The organism is Rhodoferax sp. RT4P68, from assembly GCF_056521305.1.
Genome location: NZ_JBWMBB010000004.1, coordinates 461,228 through 483,886 on the forward strand (window position 1 = coordinate 461,228; position 22,659 = coordinate 483,886).

The 22,659-nt window shown below is 68.3% G+C and carries 22 protein-coding genes; 12 read left to right on the forward strand and 10 right to left on the reverse strand.

What is annotated here, in order from left to right:
• Window positions 1-7: 7 nt before the first annotated feature.
• The 4 genes from AC099J_RS11470 (at window position 8) to AC099J_RS11485 (ending at window position 4,026) form a co-directional block, all read left to right on the forward strand.
• Window positions 8-415, forward strand: coding sequence for a RidA family protein (locus AC099J_RS11470; protein WP_479615364.1), 408 nt, complete (start codon window positions 8-10; stop codon window positions 413-415).
• Window positions 412-957: a VOC family protein gene (locus tag AC099J_RS11475; RefSeq protein ID WP_479615365.1), complete on the forward strand. Its 546-nt coding sequence runs from the start codon at window positions 412-414 to the stop codon at window positions 955-957. The genes AC099J_RS11470 and AC099J_RS11475 overlap by 4 nt, the downstream gene beginning before the upstream one ends.
• Window positions 954-2,282: a fumarylacetoacetase gene (fahA, locus tag AC099J_RS11480; protein ID WP_479615366.1), complete on the forward strand. Its 1,329-nt coding sequence runs from the start codon at window positions 954-956 to the stop codon at window positions 2,280-2,282. Before AC099J_RS11475 ends, fahA begins: the two co-directional genes overlap by 4 nt.
• Before the next feature lie 64 nt (window positions 2,283-2,346).
• Entirely contained in the window at window positions 2,347-4,026 is a 1,680-nt protein-coding gene (locus AC099J_RS11485) for a SulP family inorganic anion transporter (protein ID WP_479615367.1), read from the forward strand.
• Window positions 4,027-4,084: 58 nt separating this feature from the next.
• On the opposite strand, the gene bamE is transcribed toward AC099J_RS11485, so the two are convergent.
• Complete coding sequence (gene bamE / locus AC099J_RS11490) at window positions 4,085-4,594, reverse strand: outer membrane protein assembly factor BamE domain-containing protein (RefSeq protein ID WP_479615368.1); 510 nt, start codon at window positions 4,592-4,594, stop codon at window positions 4,085-4,087.
• A 39-nt stretch (window positions 4,595-4,633) separates the two neighbouring features.
• Here bamE and AC099J_RS11495 point away from each other — a divergent pair, with 39 nt between their 5' ends.
• Window positions 4,634-4,840 carry a DUF3460 family protein gene (locus AC099J_RS11495; RefSeq protein WP_479615369.1) on the forward strand — a complete coding sequence of 69 codons (207 nt, stop codon included), beginning with the start codon at window positions 4,634-4,636 and terminating at the stop codon, window positions 4,838-4,840.
• 64 nt (window positions 4,841-4,904) lie between these two features.
• Complete coding sequence (locus tag AC099J_RS11500; RefSeq protein ID WP_479615476.1) at window positions 4,905-5,705, forward strand: segregation and condensation protein A; 801 nt, start codon at window positions 4,905-4,907, stop codon at window positions 5,703-5,705.
• Here the strand turns inward: AC099J_RS11500 and AC099J_RS11505 are convergent, their stop codons facing one another.
• The 4 genes from AC099J_RS11505 to AC099J_RS11520 form a co-directional block, all read right to left on the reverse strand.
• Window positions 5,706-6,728, reverse strand: coding sequence for an NAD(P)H-dependent glycerol-3-phosphate dehydrogenase (locus AC099J_RS11505; RefSeq protein WP_479615370.1), 1,023 nt, complete (start codon window positions 6,726-6,728; stop codon window positions 5,706-5,708).
• Between the two features lie 28 nt (window positions 6,729-6,756).
• Window positions 6,757-7,224 (reverse strand): protein-export chaperone SecB, encoded by a 468-nt coding sequence (gene secB, locus AC099J_RS11510; protein WP_479615371.1) that lies wholly within the window; start codon window positions 7,222-7,224, stop codon window positions 6,757-6,759.
• A gap of 154 nt (window positions 7,225-7,378) precedes the next feature.
• Window positions 7,379-7,639, reverse strand: coding sequence for a glutaredoxin 3 (gene grxC, locus AC099J_RS11515; RefSeq protein WP_479615372.1), 261 nt, complete (start codon window positions 7,637-7,639; stop codon window positions 7,379-7,381).
• Window positions 7,639-8,049, reverse strand: coding sequence for a rhodanese-like domain-containing protein (locus AC099J_RS11520; protein WP_479615373.1), 411 nt, complete (start codon window positions 8,047-8,049; stop codon window positions 7,639-7,641). The genes grxC and AC099J_RS11520 overlap by 1 nt, the downstream gene beginning before the upstream one ends.
• Window positions 8,050-8,177: 128 nt before the next feature.
• Between AC099J_RS11520 and gpmA the strand changes: the two genes are divergently transcribed.
• From gpmA to AC099J_RS11535, 3 genes are all read left to right on the forward strand, one after another.
• Window positions 8,178-8,927: a 2,3-diphosphoglycerate-dependent phosphoglycerate mutase gene (gene gpmA / locus AC099J_RS11525; RefSeq protein ID WP_479615374.1), complete on the forward strand. Its 750-nt coding sequence runs from the start codon at window positions 8,178-8,180 to the stop codon at window positions 8,925-8,927.
• Between the two features lie 103 nt (window positions 8,928-9,030).
• A complete protein-coding gene (locus AC099J_RS11530; RefSeq protein ID WP_479615375.1) occupies window positions 9,031-10,467 on the forward strand; it encodes a S41 family peptidase in 1,437 nt (478 codons plus the stop codon).
• 66 nt (window positions 10,468-10,533) lie between these two features.
• Window positions 10,534-11,304, forward strand: coding sequence for a HesA/MoeB/ThiF family protein (locus AC099J_RS11535; RefSeq protein WP_479615376.1), 771 nt, complete (start codon window positions 10,534-10,536; stop codon window positions 11,302-11,304).
• 44 nt (window positions 11,305-11,348) lie between these two features.
• Here the strand turns inward: AC099J_RS11535 and AC099J_RS11540 are convergent, their stop codons facing one another.
• Both AC099J_RS11540 and AC099J_RS11545 read right to left on the reverse strand, forming a co-directional pair.
• Window positions 11,349-11,912, reverse strand: a complete 564-nt coding sequence (locus AC099J_RS11540) for a thermonuclease family protein (RefSeq protein ID WP_479615377.1) — start codon at window positions 11,910-11,912, stop codon at window positions 11,349-11,351.
• Complete coding sequence (locus AC099J_RS11545; RefSeq protein ID WP_479615477.1) at window positions 11,909-14,332, reverse strand: ligase-associated DNA damage response DEXH box helicase; 2,424 nt, start codon at window positions 14,330-14,332, stop codon at window positions 11,909-11,911. Before AC099J_RS11545 ends, AC099J_RS11540 begins: the two co-directional genes overlap by 4 nt.
• Before the next feature lie 120 nt (window positions 14,333-14,452).
• Here AC099J_RS11545 and AC099J_RS11550 point away from each other — a divergent pair, with 120 nt between their 5' ends.
• The 3 genes from AC099J_RS11550 (at window position 14,453) to AC099J_RS11560 (ending at window position 17,863) form a co-directional block, all read left to right on the forward strand.
• Entirely contained in the window at window positions 14,453-16,150 is a 1,698-nt protein-coding gene (locus AC099J_RS11550; protein WP_479615378.1) for a SulP family inorganic anion transporter, read from the forward strand.
• A gap of 107 nt (window positions 16,151-16,257) precedes the next feature.
• A complete protein-coding gene (locus AC099J_RS11555) occupies window positions 16,258-17,028 on the forward strand; it encodes a GGDEF domain-containing protein (protein WP_479615379.1) in 771 nt (256 codons plus the stop codon).
• Between the two features lie 10 nt (window positions 17,029-17,038).
• Window positions 17,039-17,863 (forward strand): MinD/ParA family protein, encoded by an 825-nt coding sequence (locus AC099J_RS11560; protein WP_479615380.1) that lies wholly within the window; start codon window positions 17,039-17,041, stop codon window positions 17,861-17,863.
• Between the two features lie 40 nt (window positions 17,864-17,903).
• On the opposite strand, the gene AC099J_RS11565 is transcribed toward AC099J_RS11560, so the two are convergent.
• The 3 genes from AC099J_RS11565 to AC099J_RS11575 are packed head-to-tail and all read right to left on the reverse strand — an operon-like array spanning window position 17,904 to window position 22,596.
• On the reverse strand, window positions 17,904-18,788 hold the full coding sequence (locus tag AC099J_RS11565; RefSeq protein WP_479615381.1) for a hypothetical protein: 885 nt from the start codon (window positions 18,786-18,788) through the stop codon (window positions 17,904-17,906).
• 13 nt (window positions 18,789-18,801) lie between these two features.
• Complete coding sequence (locus AC099J_RS11570; RefSeq protein ID WP_479615382.1) at window positions 18,802-19,785, reverse strand: DUF2515 family protein; 984 nt, start codon at window positions 19,783-19,785, stop codon at window positions 18,802-18,804.
• A 30-nt stretch (window positions 19,786-19,815) separates the two neighbouring features.
• Window positions 19,816-22,596: a type VI secretion system Vgr family protein gene (locus AC099J_RS11575; protein ID WP_479615383.1), complete on the reverse strand. Its 2,781-nt coding sequence runs from the start codon at window positions 22,594-22,596 to the stop codon at window positions 19,816-19,818.
• Window positions 22,597-22,659 lie beyond the last annotated feature (63 nt).

Sequence of the window (22,659 nt, forward strand, 5' to 3'; positions counted from 1 at the left end):
AACTGCCATGCCATCCACCCCCGTCTTCTACCCCGCGCCCGGCCCCATGCCGTTCTCTACCGCCGTGCGCGCAGGCGGCCTGCTGATGCTGTCCGGCCAGATCCCGTTCGACGCGGCCGGCAAGCCGCACACCGGCAGCATCGAAGAGCAAACCCACGCCGTGCTGCGCAGCATCGCGAGCACGCTCGACGGCCTGGGCAGCTCGCTGCACGGCGTCGTCAAGGCCACGGTCTGGCTGCGCGACCTGGCCGACTTCGCCGCCTTCAACGCGGTCTACCGCAGCTACTTTCAGGAAGGCCGCTTCCCGGTGCGCAGCCTGGTGCAGGCGCAGCTGGCGTTTGGCGTGGCGGTGGAGATCGAAGTGCAGGCCATCGACGAGACCCGAACCGACATGCAACCAGGAGCCCTCTCATGAAAATCGACCGCATCCACCACGTCGCCTACCGCTGCAAGGACGCCAAGGAAACCGTGCTCTGGTATGGCGACATGCTGCACATGGATTTCGTGCTGGCGATTGCCGAAGACCTGGTGCCCTCGACCAAGGCGCCCGACCCGTACATGCACGTCTTCCTGGACGCCGGCCAGGGCAACGTGCTGGCCTTCTTCGAGCTGCCCACGCAGCCGCCCATGGGCCGCGACCCGAACACGCCGGATTGGGTGCAGCACATCGCCTTTCGCGTGAAGGACCGCGCCGAGCTGCTGGAATTCAAAGCGCACCTGCAAGCCAAGGGCGTGCCGGTGTTGGGCGTGACGGACCACGGCGCGTTCCACTCGATCTACTTCTTCGACCCGAATGGCCACCGCGTGGAACTGGCGTGCCCGGACCCGCAGGAGGAGGCCATGATCCAGAGGCTCGATGCCGTGAAGTGGGACATGCTGGAGGACTGGTCCAAGACCAAGCGTGCGCCCAAGCATGCGGCGTTCCTGCATGCCAAGGAGTTCGGAGGAACTGCATGATCGACGCCACGCACGACGTTGGCCTGCGCAGCTGGGTCGCATCGGCCCACGAGAGCGGCTCGGACTTCCCGATCCAGAACCTGCCCTTTGCCAGCTTTCGCCGCGAGGGTTCTGCCGAGCCGTACCGGGGCGGTGTAGCCATCGGCGACCAGGTGCTGGACCTGGCCGCCCTGCACCGCAGCGGCACGCTGCAGGGCCTGGCCGCCACGGCCGCAGAGGCAGCCAGCCAGGCGCAGCTGAATGCGCTGATGGCACTCGGCCCGGCGGCCTGGAGCGCGTTGCGCCACGCACTGTCGGCCGGGCTGCGCGTCGGCACACCGCACCAAGCCGCATGGCGTGCCTGCCTGGTGCCGCAAGCCGAGGCTGAATACTCTGTTCCGGCCCGCATCGGCGACTACACGGACTTCTACACGTCCGTGCACCACGCCACCAACATCGGCAAGCAGTTCCGCCCCGACAACCCGCTGCTCGCCAACTACAAATGGGTGCCGATCGGCTACCACGGCCGGGCCTCCAGCATCGGCGTGTCGGGCCAGCGCTTCCGCCGGCCCATGGGCCAGGCCATGGCGCCCGGCGCCACCGCGCCCACGCTCGGCCCCTGCCAGCGGCTGGACATCGAGCTGGAGCTGGGCGTGTTTATCGGCGCCGGCAACGCGCTGGGCGAGCCGATCGACATGGCACAGGCCGAAGACCATGTGTTCGGCCTGTGCCTGCTCAACGACTGGTCGGCGCGCGACATCCAGGGTTGGGAATACCAGCCGTTGGGGCCGTTCCTGTCGAAGAATTTCGCCACGACGATCTCGCCGTGGATCGTCACGCTGCAGGCGCTGGCGCCATACCGGGTGGCGTTCGAGCGCCCGGCTGCGGACCCGCAGCCCTTGCCGTATCTGGACTCGGCCCACAACCGTGCAGCCGGCGCGTTCGACATCCAGCTCGCCGTCGACCTGCAGACCAAGGCCATGCGCGCGACGGGCGCGGCGCCGGCGCAGATCGTGCAGACCAGCTACCGCCACGCCTACTGGACGGTGGCCCAGATGGTGACGCACCACACCGTGAACGGCTGCAACCTGCAGAGCGGCGATTTCCTGGGAACGGGCACCCTGTCCGGCCCGACGCTGGACCAGGCCGGTGCGCTGATCGAGCTGACCTCGGGCGGCAAGCAACCGGTGCAACTGCCCAACGGCGAGACGCGCACCTGGCTGGAGGATGGCGACAGCGTGGTGCTGCGCGGCTGGTGCGAGCGGCCGGGCGCGGCGCGCATCGGGTTCGGTGCCTGCGAAGGCACCGTGTTGCCGAACGCGACAGTGTTGCGCGCAACGGACTGACGGCCGCTGCGCAGCCGGCGCCCAGGCGCCAAAAATACGGATGGGGAGGCCACAATGCAACCCCATGTCGCCCCCCATCCAGCTCGCGCGCTTTCGCCCTCGTCTGCTCGATGTGCTTCAGGGCTACAAGCGCGAGCGGCTGCTGAAGGACGTGGGCGCCGGTGTCACGGTGGGCATCGTCGCGCTGCCGCTGGCCATGGCGTTTGCCATCGCCTCCGGGCTCAAGCCCGAGGCCGGCATCTGGACGGCCATCATCGCCGGCTTCCTGATCTCGCTGCTGGGCGGCTCGCACGTGCAGATCGGCGGGCCGGCCGGCGCCTTCATCGTCATCGTCTACGGCATCGTCGAGCGCTATGGCCTGGCCAACCTGCTGATCTCCACCGCCTGCGCGGGCGTGCTGCTGTTCCTGATGGGCCTGTTCCGCCTGGGGCGGCTGGTGCGCTTTGTGCCGGTCAGCATCGTGATCGGCTTCACCAACGGCATCGCCGTGCTGATCGCCTTGTCGCAGGTCAAGGATTTCCTGGGCCTGTCGATCGCCAAGATGCCGGCGGACTTCTTCGCCCAGCTGAACGCCATCGGCTCGCACCTGCACAGCGTGAACCTCTACGCCTGCGCGCTGGGGCTGATCAGCTTGTTAGGCCTGTTGATCTGGCCGCGCCTGTTCGCCGACACCTCGCGCCTGAACCAGGCAGTGCACACGGTGCTGCACAGCGTGGCCAGTTCGAAGGTGGAACAGCGTGCGCTGAACGCGGCCTCGCGCATGCCGGGGCCGATCGTCGCGCTGGTGTCGTTGACCGTGGCGGCCTGGGCACTGAACTTGCCGGTGGAGACCATCGGCTCGCGCTTCGGCAGCATTCCGCAGGGCGCGCCCGCGTTTGCGTTGCCGGCCTTCTCATGGGAGACGGTCAAGCTGCTGCTGACGCCCACGCTGACGATTGCGCTGCTGGGCGCCATCGAGTCGCTGCTCTGCGCGCGCGTCGCCGACCAGATGTCGGGCCTGCCCCGACACGACCCGAACCAGGAACTGATGGCCCAGGGCGTGGCGAACATCATCACGCCGTTCTTCGGCGGCATGCCGGCCACCGGCACCATCGCCCGCACCGTGACCAACGTGCGTTCGGGCGGCACCTCGCCGGTGGCCGGCATGGTGCATGCGCTGACGCTGCTGCTGGTGGTGCTGGTGGCGGCGCCGCTTGCGCTGTATGTGCCGCTGGCGGTGCTGGCCGGCATCCTGCTGTATGTGGCCTGGAACATGGGCGAGTGGCGTGAATTCGCGCATCTGCGCCGCTACAGCGGCCACTACCAGTTGCTGATGCTGGGCACGTTCTTGCTGACGGTCGTGTTCGACCTGACGGTGGCGGTGCAGGTGGGGCTGCTGTTGGCCTGCGGGCTGTTCATTCGGCGCATGAGCGCGCTGTTCCGCGTCGAGCGCGTGGGGCAGGAGGGCGACGTGGTCACCTACAAGCTCTATGGCGCGCTGTTCTTCGGCGCTGTCGCGCAGATCGACCACGCCATGCAGGAGGTGGAATCCGGCCCGCGCGGCTTGACTGTGGTGCTGGATGCGCTGCAGCTGGTGTCGCTGGACACCTCGGGCCTGGACGCGCTGCGCCAGCTGCACAAGGCGGTGCTGCTGCGCGGCGGCACGCTGCGGGTCGAAGCGCTGCAGGAGCAGCCGGGCCAGGTGTTCGAGCGCTCGGGGTTTTCTGCGGAGCTGGCGCAGCAGCGGCCCTCGGCCGAGATCTGAGCCACGCCCGGCCGCCCGAACAGGCGCTCACCGCAGCCCGGCCGCCCAGCAGGGCGCCCTACTGGACTTTGTTCTCCGGTGCTTCAGGGTCTGGAATGGAGCCGGTGCGCAGCACGCGGTAGTCGGTATTGAAAACCACGCTGAACACCATGGACGTGTTGGACCCCTGCAGGTAGCGCCAGTCGTACACCACCTCGCGCTTGAGCTCGTAGGGCGTGACCTTCATCGGCTTGCCGAGCATCTTGCGCACGTCTTCCATCATCATGCCGGGCTCCACACGGGCGAAGTTCTCGGGCGTCAGCACCTGGCGCAGGGCGCTCATCTTGCCGTCGGCGCCGATGGTGATCATGTAGTTGCGGTGGCCGGCCGGTTGGCGGCTGTACTCGAAGGTGCGAGCGCCGCCGGGGGCGTCCCAGATCTTCTCGGGTTCGCCGAACTGCTTGCGCACGTCGGCCTCGGTGGCCACGCCCTCTTGCAGCGCATCGATGCGCTGCGGATCGCAGGCCGCCAACAACAGCGTGGACAGCGCCGCCGCCCACCAGATTTTTCTTCGCCAACCAGCCGCCATGCCACCCCCGTAAAATTCGCGGAAACCGAGGTTCAGTTTATGTCCATCTTTCGCCGCCCCGACTACCAATCCGACGCCACGCAGTTCATCGACCAGCTGAAAGCACAGCAGCCCGACCTGGAAGCGCGCCAGCGCGCCGGCCGCGCCCTGCTGTGGGACAAGGCGGTTGACCGCACCACCTGGTCGCAGTACCGCAGCGCGCAAGTGGCGCAGAAGCCCTACGTCTACCAGACCGACAACACCTGATCGCGCAGCCGCTGCACGCGTGACGTCCGAACTGCTGCGGCCTGCGGGCGCGGGCGCCGCATCCATGCCCGAGGTGGTCGACCAGGTCGCGCTGGCCCGCCTGTATGGCGAACCGCTGTTCGCCATGCCGCAGGATCTCTACATCCCGCCGGACGCACTGGAGGTCTTCCTCGAAGCCTTCGAAGGCCCGCTGGACCTGCTGCTCTACCTGATCCGCAAGCAGAACTTCAACATCCTGGACATCCCCATGGCCGGGGTCACGCGGCAATACCTGGTCTATGTCGAGGAGATCCGCAGCCGCAACCTGGAGCTGGCGGCCGAGTATCTGCTGATGGCGGCGATGCTCATCGAAATCAAATCGCGCATGCTGCTGCCGCCCAAGAAGGTGGCCGAGGGCCTGGAGCCGGAAGACCCACGCGCAGAGCTGGTGCGCCGCCTGCTGGAGTACGAGCAGATGAAGCTGGCCGGCGCGCGGCTCAATGCGCTGCCGCAGTTCGGCCGTGACTTCCTGAAGGCCGAGGTCTACATCGAGCAATCGCTGCAGCCACGGTTCCCCGAAGTGCACCTGGCCGACCTGCAGGAGGCCTGGCGCGACATCTTGAAGCGCGCCAAGCTGGTTCAGCACCACAAGATCACGCGCGAAGAACTGTCTGTGCGCGAATACATGAGCCAGGTGCTGCGCGCGCTGCAGGGCCGCAAGTTCGTGGAGTTCGAGGAGCTGTTCAACCCGGCCAAGGGCGGCGCGGTGCTGGTCGTGACCTTCATCGCGCTGCTGGAGCTGGCCAAGGAGACGCTGGTGGAGATCGTGCAGGCCGAGGCTTTCGCGCCGATCTACGTGCGGCTGGCCTACAGCCCCGCCGCCTGATCAGACCCCATCGGCCGCCGGGCCCCGCGCCATCAACGCAGCGACAGCCTGGGCCGGTTGCACCTGGCCGTCGAGCAGGGCCAGCACCCCTTCGGCAATCGGCATCGCGACACCGGCCGCGCGGGCGCGCTGCACGACGGTGCGCGCGCTGTACACGCCCTCGGCCACATGCCCGAGCGAGGCCACGGCCTGCGACAAGCTCATGCCGCGCGCCAGCAGTTGGCCGACCTGCCGGTTGCGGCTGAGGTCGCCAGTCGCCGTCAGCACCAGATCGCCCAGGCCGGCCAGTCCCATGAAGGTTTCGGCGCGGGCGCCCAGCGCCAGGCCCAGACGGGTCATTTCGGTCAGGCCACGCGTGACCAGCGCGGCGCGCGCGTTCAAGCCCAGCGCCAGACCATCGCAAAGCCCGGTGGCAATCGCCAGCACGTTCTTGACGGCGCCGCCGACTTCCACGCCGATGACATCGTCGCTGCTGTAGATGCGCAACGTGGGGCCGTGAAAGGCTTGCACCAGCAACTCGCGCAAGGCAGCGTCGGCACTGGCAGCGACCAGCGCGGTCGGCTGGCCGGCGGCCACTTCCTGGGCAAAACTGGGGCCGCTCAGCACCCCGAAGCCGGCGTGGCCGGGGGCCGCGACCTGCTCATGGATCTCATGGCCCAGCATGCCGAGGCTGGCACCGGGGCCACCGGCGCCCGCGGCCTCGAATCCCTTGCACAGCCAGGCCATGGGCAGGCCGGCGGGGCTGAGCGTTTGCAGCATGCCGCGCAGTGCCGCCATGGGCGTGGCGACGATCAGCAAGTCCTGGCCGGCGCACAGGGCCTGGGCTGGCCCATCATGCAGCTGCAGCGTGTCGGGCAAGGCGGCACCGGGCAGGTAGCGCGCGTTGACGCGCTCGCTGCGCAATTGGGCCACCTGGGCCGCATCGCGCGCCCATAGCGAGACCGTGTGTGCGCCGCTCTGGCGGCACGCGCTGATGGCCAGCGCAGTGCCCCAGGCACCAGCGCCGAGCACCGCAATCTTCATCGCCCGACTGCTGCGCGCCGCACTTGGTTTACTGCAGCGCCGTGGGCGCCGCGCCGTTGCTGGCCGCGGCCGCTTGGGCCTGCTGCTGCTCGTACATGGCCTGGAAGTTGATTTCCGCCAGGTGCACGGGCGGAAAGCCCGCGCGCTGGATCAGGTCGGCCACATTGCCGCGCAGGTACGGGTAGACGATCTGCGGGCAGGCGATGCCCATGATCGGGCCCATCTGCTCCTGCGAGAGATTGCGGATCTCGAAGATGCCGGCCTGCTTGGCTTCGACCAGGAACATCGTCTTGTCGCCCACGCGGGTGTGGACGGTGGCGGTCACGGTGACTTCGAAGACGCCTTCGCTGACCGCGCCACCGTCAACACCCAGCTGGATGTCGACCTGCGGCTGATCCGGCTGCATCAGGATGGCGGGCGAGTTGGGCTGTTCGATCGACGCCTCTTTCAGGTAGACGCGCTGGATCTGGAAGACGGGATCTTGGGACTCGGCCATGGCAAATACTTTCTGGGTTCACAACAAAGCCCGCCGGGTCAAGCCCACGGCGGGCGCGATCAGCCGGCGATTATGGCCCCGGCGGAGGGCTCTGGCGGCCACCCGAAGGGCCTGGCACCGCAGCGCGCGAGCGCCAAGGCACTCCGCCGATGGCTCAAGCCGCCTGCAGCATCGGCACCAGGCCGCCACGGCTGTCCAGCGCGATCAGGTCGTCGCAACCGCCGACGTGCGTCTGGCCGATGAAGATCTGCGGCACGGTGCGCCGGCCGGTCTGCTCCATCATGGCCTGGCGCTGCGCCGGGTCGGTGTCGATGCGGATCTCCTCGATCTGCAGCACGCCCTTGGCCTTGAGCACCTGCTTGGCGCGGATGCAGTAGGGGCAGACGGCGGTGGTGTACATGCGGACGGCTTGCATCACGCTTTCTCCACCGGCAGGCCGGCGGTCCGCCAACCCTTCATGCCACCGCCAATGGCCTGGGCGTTCTCGTAGCCCAGCTTCTTGGCTGCGGCCACGGCCTTGTTGGCGCGCGCGCCGGTCGGGCAGACCAGCAGCAGCGGCAGCGACTTGTTTTTCACCGTGGCGGGCAGGCGCTCGTCGAGCTGGGCCAGCGGCACATTGCGCGCACCGACGATGTGACCAGAGGCATATTCCTCAGCGTCGCCGACATCCACCACCACGGCTTTTTCGCGGTTGATCATCTGCACCGCGCCATTGGGCGTCACCGCGCCGGCGCTGGTCGCACCGGCCAGCATGGGCCACACCAGCATGGCGCCAGACACCAGCGCCACCGAAAACAACATCCAGTTGTCGATCACAAAATTCATCTGAGCCTTCTTGTTGCATATGCCGACCGGCTGGCCGGACACATAGATTTTAAAATGCCGCCAACGCGGCCACCCCGGTGGCCGCGCCAAGCCCTTACCGGCCTCGCGGCCCCACTTCTCAGACCACCATGCACAAACTCGTTCTGATCCGCCACGGCGAATCGACCTGGAATCTAGAAAACCGTTTCACCGGCTGGACCGACGTGGACCTGACGGAGACCGGCATCGAGCAGGCCAAGACCGCGGGCCGTCTGCTGCGCGCCGAGGGCTACGAGTTCGACGTGGCCTACACCAGCGTACTCAAGCGCGCCACCCGTACGCTGTGGCACGTGCTGGATGAAATGGACCGCACCTGGCTGCCCGTGGTGCACAGCTGGCGCCTGAACGAGCGCCACTATGGTGCACTGCAGGGGCTGAACAAGGCCGACATGGCCAAGCAGTACGGCGACGCGCAGGTGCTGGTCTGGCGCCGCAGCTACGACACCCCCCCACCCTCGCTGGAGGCGACCGATCCGCGCAGCGAGCGCGGCGACATCCGCTACGCCAAGCTGCCGGCCGAGCAGGTGCCGCTGACGGAATGCCTGAAAGACACCGTCGAGCGCGTGATGCCGTTCTGGAACGAGGCCATGGCGCCAGCCATCAAGGCAGGCCGTCGCATCGTGGTCGCCGCGCATGGCAATTCGATCCGCGCGATGGTGAAGTACCTGGACGGCATCTCCGACGGTGACATCGTCGGCCTGAACATTCCCAACGGAATACCACTGGTTTACGAACTGGACGACGAGCTCAAGCCGATCCGCCACTACTATCTGGGCGATGCGCAGGCAGCCGCAGCCGCGGCGGCAGCGGTAGCCGCCCAGGGCCAGAAGAAGAGCTGAACAAGCCGCCCGCAGCAGGCCTTTTTATTGCTTCGACGAACGGAACCGGCGTCCGTCTGCGGATTCCAACCTCATCTTTTCGGAACTGTTCAGGATTGTTCATATGGGTCAAAAACTGAAGATCGCGGGCTGGGTGGCAGCTGGCGCCCTGGCCGGCGCCATGACCACCGTGTCGTTGCAGACGGTGGCCCGCGGCGCCATGGCCCCCTTGCCGCTGGAAGAGCTGCAGCAGCTCGCGGCCGTGTTCGGCATGGTCAAGAGCGACTATGTCGAGCCGGTGGACGAGAAAAAGCTGATCAGCGATGCCATCAGCGGCATGGTGGCCAGCCTGGACCCGCACTCCCAATACTTTGACAAGAAGTCGTTCAAGGAATTCCGCGAAGGCACGACCGGCCGCTTCGTCGGCGTCGGCATCGAGATCACGCAGGAAGACGGCCTGGTCAAGGTGGTCTCCCCGATCGAGGGCTCGCCCGCCTTCCGTGCCGGCTTGAAGCCCAATGACCTGATCACCCGGATCGACGACACGGCCGTCAAGGGCCTGTCGCTGAACGACGCGGTCAAGCGCATGCGCGGCGAACCCAACACCAAGGTGAACCTGACGATCTTCCGCAAGGACGAGAGCCGCACCTTCCCGGTGACCATCACGCGCGAGGAGATCCGCACCCAGTCCGTACGCGGCAAGGTCATGGAACCGGGTTACGCCTGGGTCCGCCTGAGCCAGTTCCAGGACCGCACGGTGGACGACTTCGCCCGCAAGGTCGAAGAGATCTACAAGCAGGAACCCAACCTGAAGGGCCTGGTGCTGGATCTGCGCAACGACCCCGGCGGCCTGCTGGACGCGGCCGTTGCCGTGTCCGCCGCGTTCCTGCCCGAGAACGTGACGGTGGTCTCCACCAACGGCCAGCTGGCCGACAGCAAGTTCACCTACAAGGCCGCGCCCGAGTTCTACCTGCGCCGCGGCGGCAGTGACCCGCTCAAGAGACTGCCGGCAGCGCTGAAGACGGTCCCCATCGTGGTGCTGGTCAACGAAGGCTCGGCTTCGGCCAGCGAGATCGTGGCCGGGGCGCTGCAGGACCACAAGCGCGCCACCATCATGGGCAGCCAGACCTTCGGCAAGGGTTCGGTGCAGACGGTGCGCCCGCTGGGCCCCGACACGGGCCTGAAGCTGACCACCGCGCGCTATTACACGCCCAGCGGCAACTCCATCCAGGCCAAGGGCATCATCCCCGACGTGATGGTCGACGAGACTGCAGAAGGCAGCCCCTTCGCCGCCCTGCGCACCCGCGAGGCCGACTTGGAAAAGCATTTGCAGAGCGGCCAGGGCGAGGAAAAGAAGGACCCGGCCCGCGAAAAGGCACGCGAGGAGGCCCGCAAGCGGCTGGAAGAAGAAGCCAAGAAGCCCGCGGCCGAGCGCCGCCCGCCTGAATACGGCTCCGACAAGGACTTCCAGCTGGCCCAGGCGATCGCCAAGCTCAAGGGTGGCCCGGTGCTGATCAGCAAGACGCAGACCGAACGGCCGGAAGAGAAGAAGGAAAACTAAAGCGATTGCGCGCCAACCCCGAAGCCCCGCTCTGCGGGGCTTTCGTTTTTCATGAGAATGCCGGGCATGAACGACGACCAGCTGCTGCGCTATTCCCGCCACATCCTGCTCGACGAGATCGGCATCGAGGGGCAGGAGCGCCTGCTCGCCGCGCACGCGCTGTTGATCGGCGCCGGCGGCCTGGGCTCGCCCGTGGCGCTGTACCTGGGCAGCGCCGGCGTCGGGCGCATCACGCTGGTGGACGACGACCAGGTCGACCTCACGAACCTGCAGCGCCAGATCGCCCACAGCATGGAGCGGCTGGGCCAGGACAAGACGGCGTCGGCCAAAACCGCCGTCGCGGCGCTGAACCCGGACGTGGACGTGCGCACCGTGACGCTGCGCGCCGATGCCGCGCAGCTCGATGCCCTGGTGGCCGATGCCGACCTGGTGCTGGACTGCTGCGACAACTTCGCCACCCGCCAGGCCGTGAACGCCGCCTGCGTGCGCCATCGCAAGCCGCTCGTCTCTGGCGCGGCGATCCGGCTGGACGGTCAGCTGGCCGTGTTCGACCCACGCGACCCCGCCTCGCCCTGCTATGCCTGCCTGTTCCCGCCGGACAGCCAGTTCGAGGAAACGCGCTGCGCCACCCTGGGCGTGCTGGCGCCGCTGGTGGGCATCATCGGCAGCCTGCAGGCGGCCGAGGCGATCAAGCTGCTGAGCGGCGCCGGGACGGTCGTGGCGGGCCGGTTGCTGATGCTGGATGCGCGCAACATGGAGTGGACGCCGCTGCGGGTGCCGCGCCAGCCCGACTGCCCAGTGTGTGGCTCGGCCAGCGGCGCAGCTCCTCGCATCTGATCGCGCACCTGGTCGCGCACCTGGTCGCGCACCTGGTCGCGCACCTAGTCGCGCACCGCAACGCGGTCCGGATCGCGCCCATCGTTGCGCCCCGCACGGTGCGCGTTTGGCGGTGGCTGCTGGCGGCAGCTGCCGTGGCGGCGGCGAAAGTCGTACGGTCGCTCCGGGGCCGCGTTCGCAAACAACCCGCGCCGCGCCTGTCGGGCCTGCGCCTCTTCACGAGCATAGGGCCCAGGGTTCTGCCGGTAGCGGTACGACCAGGCGTGGCCCTGCAGCACCATCCAGCGCGCCATGTCCTGGCCCTGGTGGGACAGGCGCACCAGCGGCCGCCGGTAGTCGTCGATGGCCAGAGTCTCGACCGTCACGCGCTCGCGCTGCACGATGCGCTGCAGCGCGGCGCGGGCCTCGGCCCCGTGCGGCTGGCAGATCTCGGGCGCGTCGATGCCGGTGATGCGTACCTTGCGCGGCCGCCCGCCCGCGTCGGGCCGCACCCACACGGTGTCGCCATCGGTCACGCGGCTGACCACGCCGCTCCACGGCGCGGGCGGCGCTGCAAACACCGACACGGCCGTGGCAAGCAACGCCAGGGCGCACCACACGCTCTTCACGCAGAAGCTTTCTTCAAGTCATCGTCGGCCGCCGCGAGGATGCGGTCCAGCCGGGCCTGCAGCGCCTCGGTCGACAGCGTCTCGCGAAACCGCTCGACCATCAGCGGCAGGCTGAGCGGGCTGGGGTGGCGCAGCACCACGGCGTCCAGCCGGCGCGCGGCGATGGCGGCCAGGCTGTCCTGCAGGCGGCCGATCTCCAGCTCCTGGCTGAGTACCTCGCGCTGGGCCTGGTGCAGCAACAGGTTGTCCGGGTCGTGCTGGCGGAACACCTCGAAGAACAGCCCGCTGGAAGCCTGCAGTTGCCGCAGGCTGCGCGGCGCGCCCGGGTAACCGGAGAACACCAACCCGGCCACACGCGCGATCTCGCGAAAGCGCCGCCGCGCCAGCTCGGAGGCGTTCAGCGACGCCAGCACGTCGCCCAACAGGTCGCCCGGCGCCAGCACGCTGCCGTCCAACAGCGGCGTGACGTCGACCTCCTGCGTGCTCAGCAGCTCGAAGCCGTAGTCATTGAAGGCGATGCTGAACGTATTGGGCGCCTCGCGAGCCAGCCGCCAGGCCACCAGGCTGCCCAGCCCCAGATGCACGTTGCGGCCCGCGAACGGGTAGACAAACAGGTGGTAGCCCTCGCGCGAGCGGTACTGCTCGATCAGCAGCGTCTGCGGCGTGGGCAGGTGCGACAGTGCGATCTGCGTCTGCAGCATGGGGCGCGCGGCGCGCAGCTCCGGGTCGGGGTAGCGGCCCTCTGCGGCCTGCTCCAGCATCTCCAGTACGGCGTCGGCCAGCTCGGTGGACAGCGGCATCTTGCTGCCCTGCCAGCTGACGATGGTGCCGCGCGTCTTCTTCTCGGGCTTGCGCACATAGGCGGCCATCTCATGCACGCGCACGAATTCGAGCAGGCGGCCGGCAAAGTAGAAGCAGTCACCCTTGCGCAGACGGGCGATGAAGCCCTCTTCGATGCTGCCGATGCGTGCGTTGCTGAGGTACTTCACCTGCACGCTCGCGTCGCTGACGATGGTGCCGATCGACATGCGGTGGCGCCGGGCGATGCCGCGGTCAGGCACGCGGTAGACGCCCTCCTCGTCGCGCACGATGCGGTGGTAGTCGGGGTAGGCCCCAAGGCTCAGCCCGCCGCGTTCGCAGAAGGCCAGCGCCCAGTCGAACTCATCGGGCGTCAGGTTGCGGTAGGCGTGCGCGCTGCGCAGCTCCGCGTACAGCGCCTCAGGTTGAAAGCCGCCGCCCAGCGCCACGGTCACCAGGTGCTGTACCAGCACATCCAGCGGGCGCTCGGGCGGCACACGGCGTTCAATGCGGCCTGCACGCGCGGCGCGGCGCACGGCGGCGGCCTCGACCAGCTCCATGGTGTTGGTGGCCACCAGCGTCACGCGGCTGACGCGGCCCGGCGCGTGGCCGCTGCGGCCGGCGCGCTGCAGCAGCCGCGCCACGCCCTTGGCCGAGCCGATCTGCAGCACGCGCTCGACCGGCAGGAAATCGACGCCCAGGTCCAGCGACGAGGTGGCGACCACGGCACGCAGGCTGCCTTCTTTCAACGCCCGCTCGACCCAGCCCCGCACTTCGGCATCCAGGCTGCCGTGGTGCAGCGCGATCTGGCCCGCCCACTCCGGCCGGCTCTCCAGCAGCATCTGGTACCAGGCCTCTGCCTGCGAGCGCACGTTGGTGAACACCAAGGTGCTGCCGCTGGTGCCCTCGATCTCCTGCACCACGGCATCGCGCATGCGTTTGCCCAGGTGGCCGGCCCACGAATAGCGCCCCGGGTCCGGCGGGATCAGGCAGTCGATCACCAGCTTCTTGTCCTGTCGGCCCTGCACCAGGCTGGCGCCGTCGCCGCACAGCACCTGCATGGCCTCTTCCAGGTTGCCCAGCGTGGCCGACAGGCCCCAGACCAACGGTGGCTGCGCCGCCAGCGTGCGCAGCCGCGCCAACCCCAGCTGCACCTGCACGCCGCGCTTGCTGGCCATCAGCTCATGCCATTCGTCCACCACCACATAGCGCACGCCGCGCAGCTCGTGCGGCGCGTTCTCGCGCGCCAGGAACAAACTGAGCGATTCGGGCGTGGTGATCAACACGCTGGGCATGCGCCGGTCCTGCCGTGCGCGCTCGGCCGACGCCGTGTCGCCGCTGCGCGCGCCCAGCGTCCACGCCGGCGCCATGTCGGCCAGCGGCGCGGCCAACGCCCGCAGCGTGTCGGCCGCCAGCGCGCGCATCGGCGTGATCCACAGCACCGTGAGCGGTGGCGCGCGGCCCGCGTCCTGCGTCTTGAGCAGTGCCTGCAGCATGCCGAGCCAGACCGCGTAGGTCTTGCCCGAGCCGGTGGTAGCGTGCAGCAGACCCGAGCGGCCAGCGGCCACCTCGGCCCATACCGAGCGCTGGAACGTGAACGACTTCCAGCCGCGCCCGCGCATCCAGGCGGCGGCCGTGCGCGGGCGTGGCACAGGGGCGGGCGGCGTGGCGGCGGGGGTCGGGGTGGGCAAGGGGACGATGGGAGAATCTGCGCGGCCCGGGAGGAGCGGGCCGCACCCATCATGCCCCAACCCTCGCCCGTGCCAGCGCCCTGGCGCCGCCTGTTCCCGTTCCTGTCCTGGCCGCGGCCGGACCGCGCCCTGCTGCAGGGCGAGATGCTGGCCGGCCTCACCGTCGGCCTGATGATGCTGCCCCAGGCCGTGGCCTACGCCGGGCTCGCCGGCATGCCACTGGTGACGGGCATCTATGCGTCGGTGTTGCCGGCGCTCATCGCGGTGTTGTTCAGCGCGTCGGCCCGCCTGTCGGTCGGGCCGACGGCGCTCAGCGCTTTGCTGGTCGGCTCGTCCTTGCTCGGCATGGCCACACCGGGCAGCCGGGAATGGGTGGACTTGGCGGTCTGGCTGGCGCTGCTGTCCGGCTTGTTGCAGGTCGTGCTGGGGCTGGCGCGTTTCGGCTGGCTGCTCAACCTGGTCAGCGCGCCGGTGCTGATGGGCTTCACGCAGGCGGCGGCGCTTTTGATCCTGCTGTCGCAACTGCCGGCCATGCTGGGCCTGCGTGGCAGCTTTTCGCAGGTGCAGGGCGTCGAGAGCATCGACCCGCTGGCCGCGCTGGCCGGCCTGGCGGCGCTGGTGCTGCTGGTGCTCTCCAAGCGCTTGTCGCCACGCCTGCCGGCGGTGGTGCTGGTGGTGCTGTTGGCATCGGGCGGCAGCTACCTGTTCGGCCTGGAAGCGGCGGGCACCCGTGTGGTCGGGGCGCTACCGGCTGGCCTGCCCAGCTTGTACTGGCCGCGCTTTCCGGGCTGGGCCGCGTTCGGCCAGCTGTTGGTGCCGGCGCTGGTCATCACGCTGATCAGTTTTCTGGAGACCGCCTCCAGCGCCAAGGTGGACAGCCAGCGCGGCGGCCAGCGCTGGAACCAGGACCAGGACCTGATCGGCCAGGGCCTGGCCAAGCTGGCCTCGGGCCTGTGCGGCGCGTTTCCCACCAGCTCTTCGTTTTCGCGCTCGGCGCTGAATCTGTACGCCGGCGCGAAAACGGCCTGGGCCACCATCTTCTCGGTGGGCGTAGTGCTGGTCGCGCTGCTGTGGCTGATGCCGATGCTGCACCATGTACCGCAATCGGTGCTGGCGGCGGTGGTGGTGGCGTCCATCTACACGCTGCTGAAGCCCGCAAGCTTCACGCGGCTGTGGCGGGTGTCGCGCGTCGAGGCGGTGACGGCTGGCGTCACCTTCATCGTCACCGTGCTGTCGGCGCCCGCGCTGCATTGGGGCGTGATCGCCGGGCTGCTGATGAGCCTGTCGCACTTTCTCTACCTGCGCCTGCACCCGCGCATCATTGAGATTGGCCTGCACCCGGATGGCAGCCTGCGCGACCGCCACCTGTGGCACCTGCCGCCGCTGGCGCCAGGGTTGTACGCGCTGCGCATGGACGGCGGGCTGGACTTCGCCTCGGCCAGCGCGTTCGAGCGCAACATCCTGGAGCACCTGGGCGCGAACCCCGAGGTCCAGCACGTCTGCATCTTTGCGCAATCGATCAACCACATCGATGCGACCGGCGCCGAAATGTTCGGTCAGTTGCGCGCCGGCCTGCGCGCGCGCGGCATCACGCTGCACATCGCGGGCATCAAACTGCCTGTGGAGTCGGTGCTGCAACGCGCCGGCGAACTGCCCGACCGCCAAGCACCGCCCGAGCCGCTGCTGCAGATGTACCGCACCGACGCCGAGGCCCTGGTGGCGCTGCAGCGACTGGCGAGCACAGCGTGAAGTACCCCGACAAGGCAACGCTGATCCACCCTTCGCGGCGACCGCGAACGTGCCCTTTCAATGGTCCGGACTGCTAAACTGTATACGTAGTCATTAGCTGCAACTTCGTGACAAATCCGGCCCCTGTTCCCCTGGTAGACCTGCGTGAGCTGAGGCTGGACTCCGCTTATGCGTTGCTCGGGCGAGGTCCGGACCCGGACCTTCAGGAAGCGGAGCGCAACCCCACTGCCTTTCTGCAAGCGGTGATCGACGGGTTGCAGGAACTGTCGCTCAAGGACCCGCTGACCGGGCTGGCGAATCGGCGCCTGCTGACCGCGGAGCTGGAGGCGGAGATCGACCGCGTCGCCCGCTCCGGCGAGGCCGCGCTGCTGCTGATGCTGGACATCGACCATTTCAAAGCGGTCAACGATACCTATGGCCACCTGGCCGGTGACCAGGTGCTACAGGCCGTGGCCAAGGCGCTGACCAGCTGCATCCGGCCGATGGACACGCTGGCGCGCTATGGTGGTGAGGAATTTGCCATCGTGCTGCCCAGCTGTCAGCCGGCCTTTGGCGAGGCGGTGGCCGAACGCATTCGCCGCACCATCGAGTCCACGCCGATCCAGCTCTCGCCCTCGGTGGATCTGCGCGTGACGGTGAGCATCGGTGGCGCGTTCGCGCTGCAGTGGATCCGCTCGACGACCACGCTGTGGACCGACCGGGCGGACCAGCAACTCTATGAGGCCAAGACCGGTGGACGCAACCGGCTCTGCCTGGAAGGTCAGCCCATCAGCACCGTGAGTGCGGAGGAGAAACATTTGCTGTTCGGACACCTGTCGGCGCCCGATCCGGCCTGGGTGGACATGAGTTCCGGCGCCGCTCCCAGCGGCGCCGTGTAAGAGGTACATGATGAGTGACGTCTTCAAGCCCACTGCTGCGGTGGCTGGGCCGAGCGCCAAGGTGCTCGCGGTCACCAGCGGCAAAGGCGGGGTGGGCAAAACCTTCATCTCCGCCAACCTGGCCGCCGCCCTGGCCAAGCGGGGCCAGCGTGTGCTGGTGCTCGATGCCGACCTGGGCCTGGCCAATCTGGACGTGGTGCTGAACCTGCACCCCAAGATCACGCTGCACGATGTGTTCACCGGCAAGGCATCGCTGGACGAGGCCATCGTCAAGGCGCCGGGCGGCTTCTCGGTGCTGCTGGCAGGCTCGGGCATGGTCGAGTATTCGCGCCTCACGCCCGAAGTGCGCGATGAGTTCCTGGCCGTCATCCGCAGCTTGACGCCACGCTACGACGTGCTGCTGCTGGACACCGGCGCCGGCATCTCCGATGTGGTGCTTTTCGCCGTGTCTCTGGCCTCCGAGGTGCTGGTGGTGGCCACGCCCGAACCGACCTCACTGACCGACGCCTATGCCGCCATCAAGGTGCTGGCCATGCAGCACAAGCGCCAGCACGTGCGCATGATCATCAACCAGACCGCACGCCCCGGAGATGGCCGCGCCATCACCACGCAGCTGCAGCAGGTGCTGGACCGCTTCGTCACCACCGAGACCGGCCGCTCGGTGCGGCTGATCCACGTCGGCGACATCCCGGCCGACCCGGCCGTGCGTGAGGCCGTCATGCGGCGCCAACTGCTGATGACCAGCATTCCCGGCTGCCCGGCGGCGCTGGCCGTGTCGGAGTTGGCGCGCAAGCTGGACGAGTCGATCATCTCGCGGTCCGATACGGGGCTTTGAGGGCGCTGGCGCGCAGCGCGGCCAACGGGCTTGGCGCGCGCTACTGCAGCGGCGGAACGGGTGGGTCGCGGTAGGACGTGTCGATGGGCACGCCCTGCGCGGTCAATTCGGCTTCTCTGCCCGCACGCCGAGCCGCCGCCTTGTCCAGCTCTGCCTGCACGAAGGGCTTCCAGTTGAGCCGGTGGTCCGGGCCGGCGTAGCCGCGAAAGTACTCCGTCTCGGTCTGCAGGTCGAACGTCAGCAGATAGGCGCCGGGCTGGGCCGGGTCGGTGTAGGAGGGCTCGCGCGTGAAGCTCACATCCAGGTACACGCCGTCGGCGTAGAAATTCCAGGCGGTGCGGGTGGGGATGCGCATCCAGTCGGTGAAGGTCGGTACGTGTCGGGGGTCCAGGCCCATGGAGTCGGACACGTTCAGGCAGTAGTCAAGCCGGGCTTGGCCGCTGAGGCGCGGCCTGCTTCGCGAGACGATGGGCTTCCAACCTGCATCGAGGATGCGCCGCAAGATCGCATGGACTGCCAGGCGGGCTTCGTCGTGCGAGATGAACTCGGGAGCGGTGACGCCGGCGTTGATGTGGAAAGATTTCAGTCCCTCGTGTTTCAACGCTCCCAGTTCCTGCATTGTCAGGACACTGAAGACGTTGTCGATGACAAGGGACTTGGCGCCCAGTTCGACACGTACACGCGCACGCGGAGGGCGGCTCCAATCCAACGAGTAGTGATCGACGTTTGGCGTCGAATTCGTCACTCGAACGATGCTTGCGTAGCGCTTGGCGAAGTCGGGGCCTGGCTCGCTCAGTTTGACGGAAACGCTTGTTGTCATGGTGGTGTTGGTGGTACTTTGGGACAGCGCTGTGCGCGGGCTGGGGCCTTCGGTACAGGCAGCGCTGCATAGCAGCAACGCGAGAAATGCGGTCCTGATCAGCATGACTACTGGTCAGCTAGTTCGAATCTGACGTGCCGGCCCACCCGGCGATCGTAGATAGCTCCTGTTCCATGTAGACCCGATCCGTCTGCATGAGTCCATGGAAACGCATCGCAGCAGCGTTGATCCAGTTCATCCGGCTGCGCACATCCTCCAACTTCGTGCCTTCCGGCGCGACCGACTTCAGTCTCGCGTTCTCGGTACTGCAAGCACTGGCGAATACCAGCTCCAAGCCCGGGCTCGCCCAACGAACCCAGGCGCTGCGTTGCACTTCCAGCCAGTACACGAAATCCTTGTCGTCGTAGATGAGCGGCTGCAGGATCACACGCTGCTCGTGGTCTGCGATGGCGAGCAGGTGCTTGAGCTGGTGCCCGCGCCGCTCAGTCTGATCCGACTCTGCCTCGAACTCACGCGCCTTCGCGAACCCCGTCTTGATGTGCGGCGAAACGGCCAGCTGATTGATCTTGCCCAAGGCATCCGCGCTCCAAGGCAGTTTGGCCACCTGCTGCTTGACGGCAGGCACGTAGTTGGCAGCATTGCGACTGTCCAGGCACATGTCGAAGGTCTTCGGATACTTGCAGTAGTACCAGTGCCAGCCGCTGATGTCACAGAAGAGCCAGAAGTTGCCTTTACCCAGGCTGTCCTTGGTCTTCTGAGACAGCATGCCGGCCTGGGTGCGCACCTGCCAGGTCTCCAGTGTGCAGGCCACCGTCTTGCTGGCGAATGCGCCCAACGCCATCCAGTAAAAGCGTCCCTTGCGCGCAGTATCGCCACCCTCCTCCCGCTCCAGGTAGAAGCGGGCATAGGTGGCGGCAATCCGCCGCGCACGGACGGCGTAGTTCCCCACCAGCTTGGCGGTGAACGGCGCGCTTTCGTCGCTCAGCCGCAGATAGCTGAACTGCTGGGCCATCGACCACATCGTGTGGCAGTCGCACCGCACATCGACGCAGGAGTTGGGCTTGGTGTTGGTGGCGACAGTGACGGTGGTGGGATCGGCCATGCGACGCTTTCTCTTGTGATTTGATGCGGCTCAGGCCTGCAGCGTGTGCCAGCGCAGCTCGAACTTCAGGTTCTCGGCGGCTTGCGTGCTGATGCGCGTCGTACTGCCATCGACACCGCTTTCACCGCTTTGCGTGCCATCGCTGGCGGTCACCTTGAAGGGCAAACCTCCGAGCGCTTCGCCGGCCGGGTCCCGCAGCTGGAACGCTTCATCGAACAAGGTGACCCGCGTGTCGGGGAGCCGCGTCAGCTCGGCCGCCTCATTCGCCCCACCCAAAAACTCCTTGAACCCACCCTTGGCCGTCCACGTTCCCGGCGTGGTGAAGGTGATGTCGCCGCCCTCCAGCACGATGGAGGAATCGCCGCCGGTGAGCTCGATCCTGGTCTTGGCGAGGATCGTGATCTCGTCGCCCACGCTCAGGATCTGGATGTCCTGGTCGGCCAGCAGGCTGAGCGTGTCGGTGTGCGCGCGCAGGGAGACGGGGCCTTCTGCGGCGCGGGCCTGGATGCCGCCCTGGTGGGTGTACAGGCTGGTGGTGGCGCCGCTGACCTGCGAGGCAGTGTGGGCGGCGGCCAGGTGGATGTCGCCCTGGGCGACCGTCGTCAGGTCTTGGCCTGCGAACTGGGCGATGCCGGCGTCGCTCAGTTGCGCCAGCGCGGCCGGGGTGTCCAGCACCAGGATGGGCTGGGCGAAGGCGGGGACGGGCGTGGTGGGTTCGCGTGCGCCGGCCGGGTCGTAGCGCGCGTCCTGGCCGTTCAGGGGGGCGTCGAGCTTGCCTTGCTGGGCCGGGTCGATCTGGGTGAGCAGGTTCGGTACGGTCTGGCCATCGTCGTGCGCGCTCTGTGGCGCCGCCCCTGCCGCCTGCGCGGCACCGGACAGCCGCTGGCCAAGGTCACGCGCGGCCTGCAGTTGGGCGACTGCTTCTGGCACGTCCATCTGGTTGCCCTGGGCCGAGCCATAGGTGCCGGCCCGCGCCGTGGTGGACAGCAGCATCCCTTGCCCGGCCCGCAGCGCCGCCCAGCCTTGCGTGTTGGCCTCGAAGCCCGTGCCGCGCCAGGCGCCACGCTTGGCACTGGTGTCCTGCGCGATCAGGTGCCCCAGCCCGAGTTCGGCCGCCGTCCAGCTGCAGTGCAGGCGCTGGCGCAGCTGGCCGGTGGCGTCGTCCAGCACCCACTGGTTGAAGCCGGCCCCGTCCAGCGCCGTGCTGTGCCAGCCGCTGATGACGCCGGGGTGGTCGATGCCCGAATCGACACCGGCGGCCAGCGGCGGCGTGTCCTGCCCGTTGTACTGCGCGCCCATGACGAAGGGACGGTCGATGTCGCCGTCCTCGAAGGTGACGGCCACTTCGGCGCCGATGCGCAAGGGGAGCACGGCGCCCCAGTCGGCGCCCGCCCAGGGCAGGGCCACGCGGACCCAGGTGCCGGCGGCGTTCGTCGGGGCGTCCCCGCTGGCGTCCTGCCAGGGGAAGCGGATGTGCACGCGGTGGTTGCGGTCCAGCTCGACGGCGACATCGCCATCGCCACCATCACCCCTGGCGGGGGTGCTGGCCACGACGGTGGCGGTCTGCAGGCCCAGCACCAGCGGGCGCGGCCAGTGGCGTGGGCGCAGCGGGGTGGCGGTGGGGGCGCAGTGGATGTGGTTGGTGTAGCTGCCGCGCTCCAGGTCGGCATCGGGGGAGTTCCCACCCGCCAAGTTCCCACCCGCCAGACTCCCACCCGACAGCAGCGCGGCGATGCCGGGGCCCAGGTTGTTGGCGCACTGGTGTTCCACGGCCAGCACGGTGTAGGCGCCATCGGCATCGGGGTGCTCGACCAGATCGAAGGAGGACCCAGCGGACAGGTGGCGGGCGCTGCCCTGGGCTTCGATGCGCACGGTGCCCAGCGTCAGGGAGGCCAGGGCACGCTCGGCGGCGGCCTGGGCGGCCGCAGGGTCGGCATAGCGCATGGCCCCCGAGCCGTCGTAGACCTCCAGCACCGGCAGCGCGCCCAGCGGGGCGGTGGTGTCGATCCCTGCCAGGCCAGACAGGCGCTGGTGGTCCCACGATCCCAGCGTGACGGCGTTGGCCTGCACCTGGTGCTGGACCATGAACGCCGTCAGGCTGTCGCGCTGGCCGGGCAGGTTGGCCGTGACGTGGCGGCCGGTGAAGCGTAGCGGGCCGAGGGCAGGCACGGCAGCCTCAGCATCGAAGATCACCAGGACGTGGCGGGCATGGCCGGCGGCATCGGCCTCAGCTGCCAACGAACCCTCCAGGTGCTCGAAGCGGTAGAGCAAACCCTCCTCGGCCAGCAGGCGGTGCAGGAAGGCCAGGTCGGTCTCGCGGTACTGGGTGCAGCGCGGGCGCACCGGCAGGGGCGAGGCCAGCTCGAAGCGCCAGTGCGCATACGGATGGTGGTCGGCGAAGACCGTCTCCAGAATCTGGGCGACGCTCAGATCATGGAACATCCGCGTGTTGCGGCGCAGGCCCAGGGCGCTCAGCCAGGGGCGCAGTTCCAACTGGTAGCGGGCCAGGCCGCCGTCCGCGCCCAACTGGGATGCGCGGTGCACATAGGCATGCCAGGGCCGCTCGCTGCCATCGGGCTGCAGCAGCCACAGCGACACCTGCTCGCCCAGCAAGTCGGCCAGCGGCAAATGCGCCGAAGGCGACAGGCACTGCAACGAGATCTCGAACGGCTGGCCCAGGGCTTCACGCAGCCGCATGCGCTCGGGGACCAGGGACAGCCAGGGCAGGCTGCTGCGCATCTGCAGCAGGCGGCCGTGTTGGTGGAGGGCGGGCGTGAAGAGGTCGAGCAGCGAGGACGCGGAAGTGGCCATGGCAGGGTTCATCTGGAAAGGATGTCGAGCCAGGCGTGCACGCCGGGGTGCAGACATTGGCGG

Coding starts and splice junctions, on each gene's coding strand:
- bamE (WP_479615368.1), bottom strand. CDS start 4,594: ATGGCGGCTGGTTGGCGAAGAAAAATCTGGTGGGCGGCGGCGCTGTCC.
- AC099J_RS11505 (WP_479615370.1), bottom strand. CDS start 6,728: ATGAAGATTGCGGTGCTCGGCGCTGGTGCCTGGGGCACTGCGCTGGCC.
- AC099J_RS11575 (WP_479615383.1), bottom strand. CDS start 22,596: ATGGCCACTTCCGCGTCCTCGCTGCTCGACCTCTTCACGCCCGCCCTC.
- grxC (WP_479615372.1), bottom strand. CDS start 7,639: ATGCAAGCCGTCCGCATGTACACCACCGCCGTCTGCCCCTACTGCATC.
- AC099J_RS11560 (WP_479615380.1), top strand. CDS start 17,039: ATGAGTGACGTCTTCAAGCCCACTGCTGCGGTGGCTGGGCCGAGCGCC.
- AC099J_RS11520 (WP_479615373.1), bottom strand. CDS start 8,049: ATGAATTTTGTGATCGACAACTGGATGTTGTTTTCGGTGGCGCTGGTG.
- gpmA (WP_479615374.1), top strand. CDS start 8,178: ATGCACAAACTCGTTCTGATCCGCCACGGCGAATCGACCTGGAATCTA.
- fahA (WP_479615366.1), top strand. CDS start 954: ATGATCGACGCCACGCACGACGTTGGCCTGCGCAGCTGGGTCGCATCG.
- AC099J_RS11485 (WP_479615367.1), top strand. CDS start 2,347: ATGTCGCCCCCCATCCAGCTCGCGCGCTTTCGCCCTCGTCTGCTCGAT.
- AC099J_RS11530 (WP_479615375.1), top strand. CDS start 9,031: ATGGGTCAAAAACTGAAGATCGCGGGCTGGGTGGCAGCTGGCGCCCTG.
- AC099J_RS11500 (WP_479615476.1), top strand. CDS start 4,905: ATGCCCGAGGTGGTCGACCAGGTCGCGCTGGCCCGCCTGTATGGCGAA.
- AC099J_RS11475 (WP_479615365.1), top strand. CDS start 412: ATGAAAATCGACCGCATCCACCACGTCGCCTACCGCTGCAAGGACGCC.
- AC099J_RS11535 (WP_479615376.1), top strand. CDS start 10,534: ATGAACGACGACCAGCTGCTGCGCTATTCCCGCCACATCCTGCTCGAC.
- AC099J_RS11495 (WP_479615369.1), top strand. CDS start 4,634: ATGTCCATCTTTCGCCGCCCCGACTACCAATCCGACGCCACGCAGTTC.
- AC099J_RS11570 (WP_479615382.1), bottom strand. CDS start 19,785: ATGGCCGATCCCACCACCGTCACTGTCGCCACCAACACCAAGCCCAAC.
- secB (WP_479615371.1), bottom strand. CDS start 7,224: ATGGCCGAGTCCCAAGATCCCGTCTTCCAGATCCAGCGCGTCTACCTG.
- AC099J_RS11470 (WP_479615364.1), top strand. CDS start 8: ATGCCATCCACCCCCGTCTTCTACCCCGCGCCCGGCCCCATGCCGTTC.
- AC099J_RS11565 (WP_479615381.1), bottom strand. CDS start 18,788: ATGCTGATCAGGACCGCATTTCTCGCGTTGCTGCTATGCAGCGCTGCC.
- AC099J_RS11550 (WP_479615378.1), top strand. CDS start 14,453: ATGCCCCAACCCTCGCCCGTGCCAGCGCCCTGGCGCCGCCTGTTCCCG.
- AC099J_RS11545 (WP_479615477.1), bottom strand. CDS start 14,332: ATGCGCGGGCGCGGCTGGAAGTCGTTCACGTTCCAGCGCTCGGTATGG.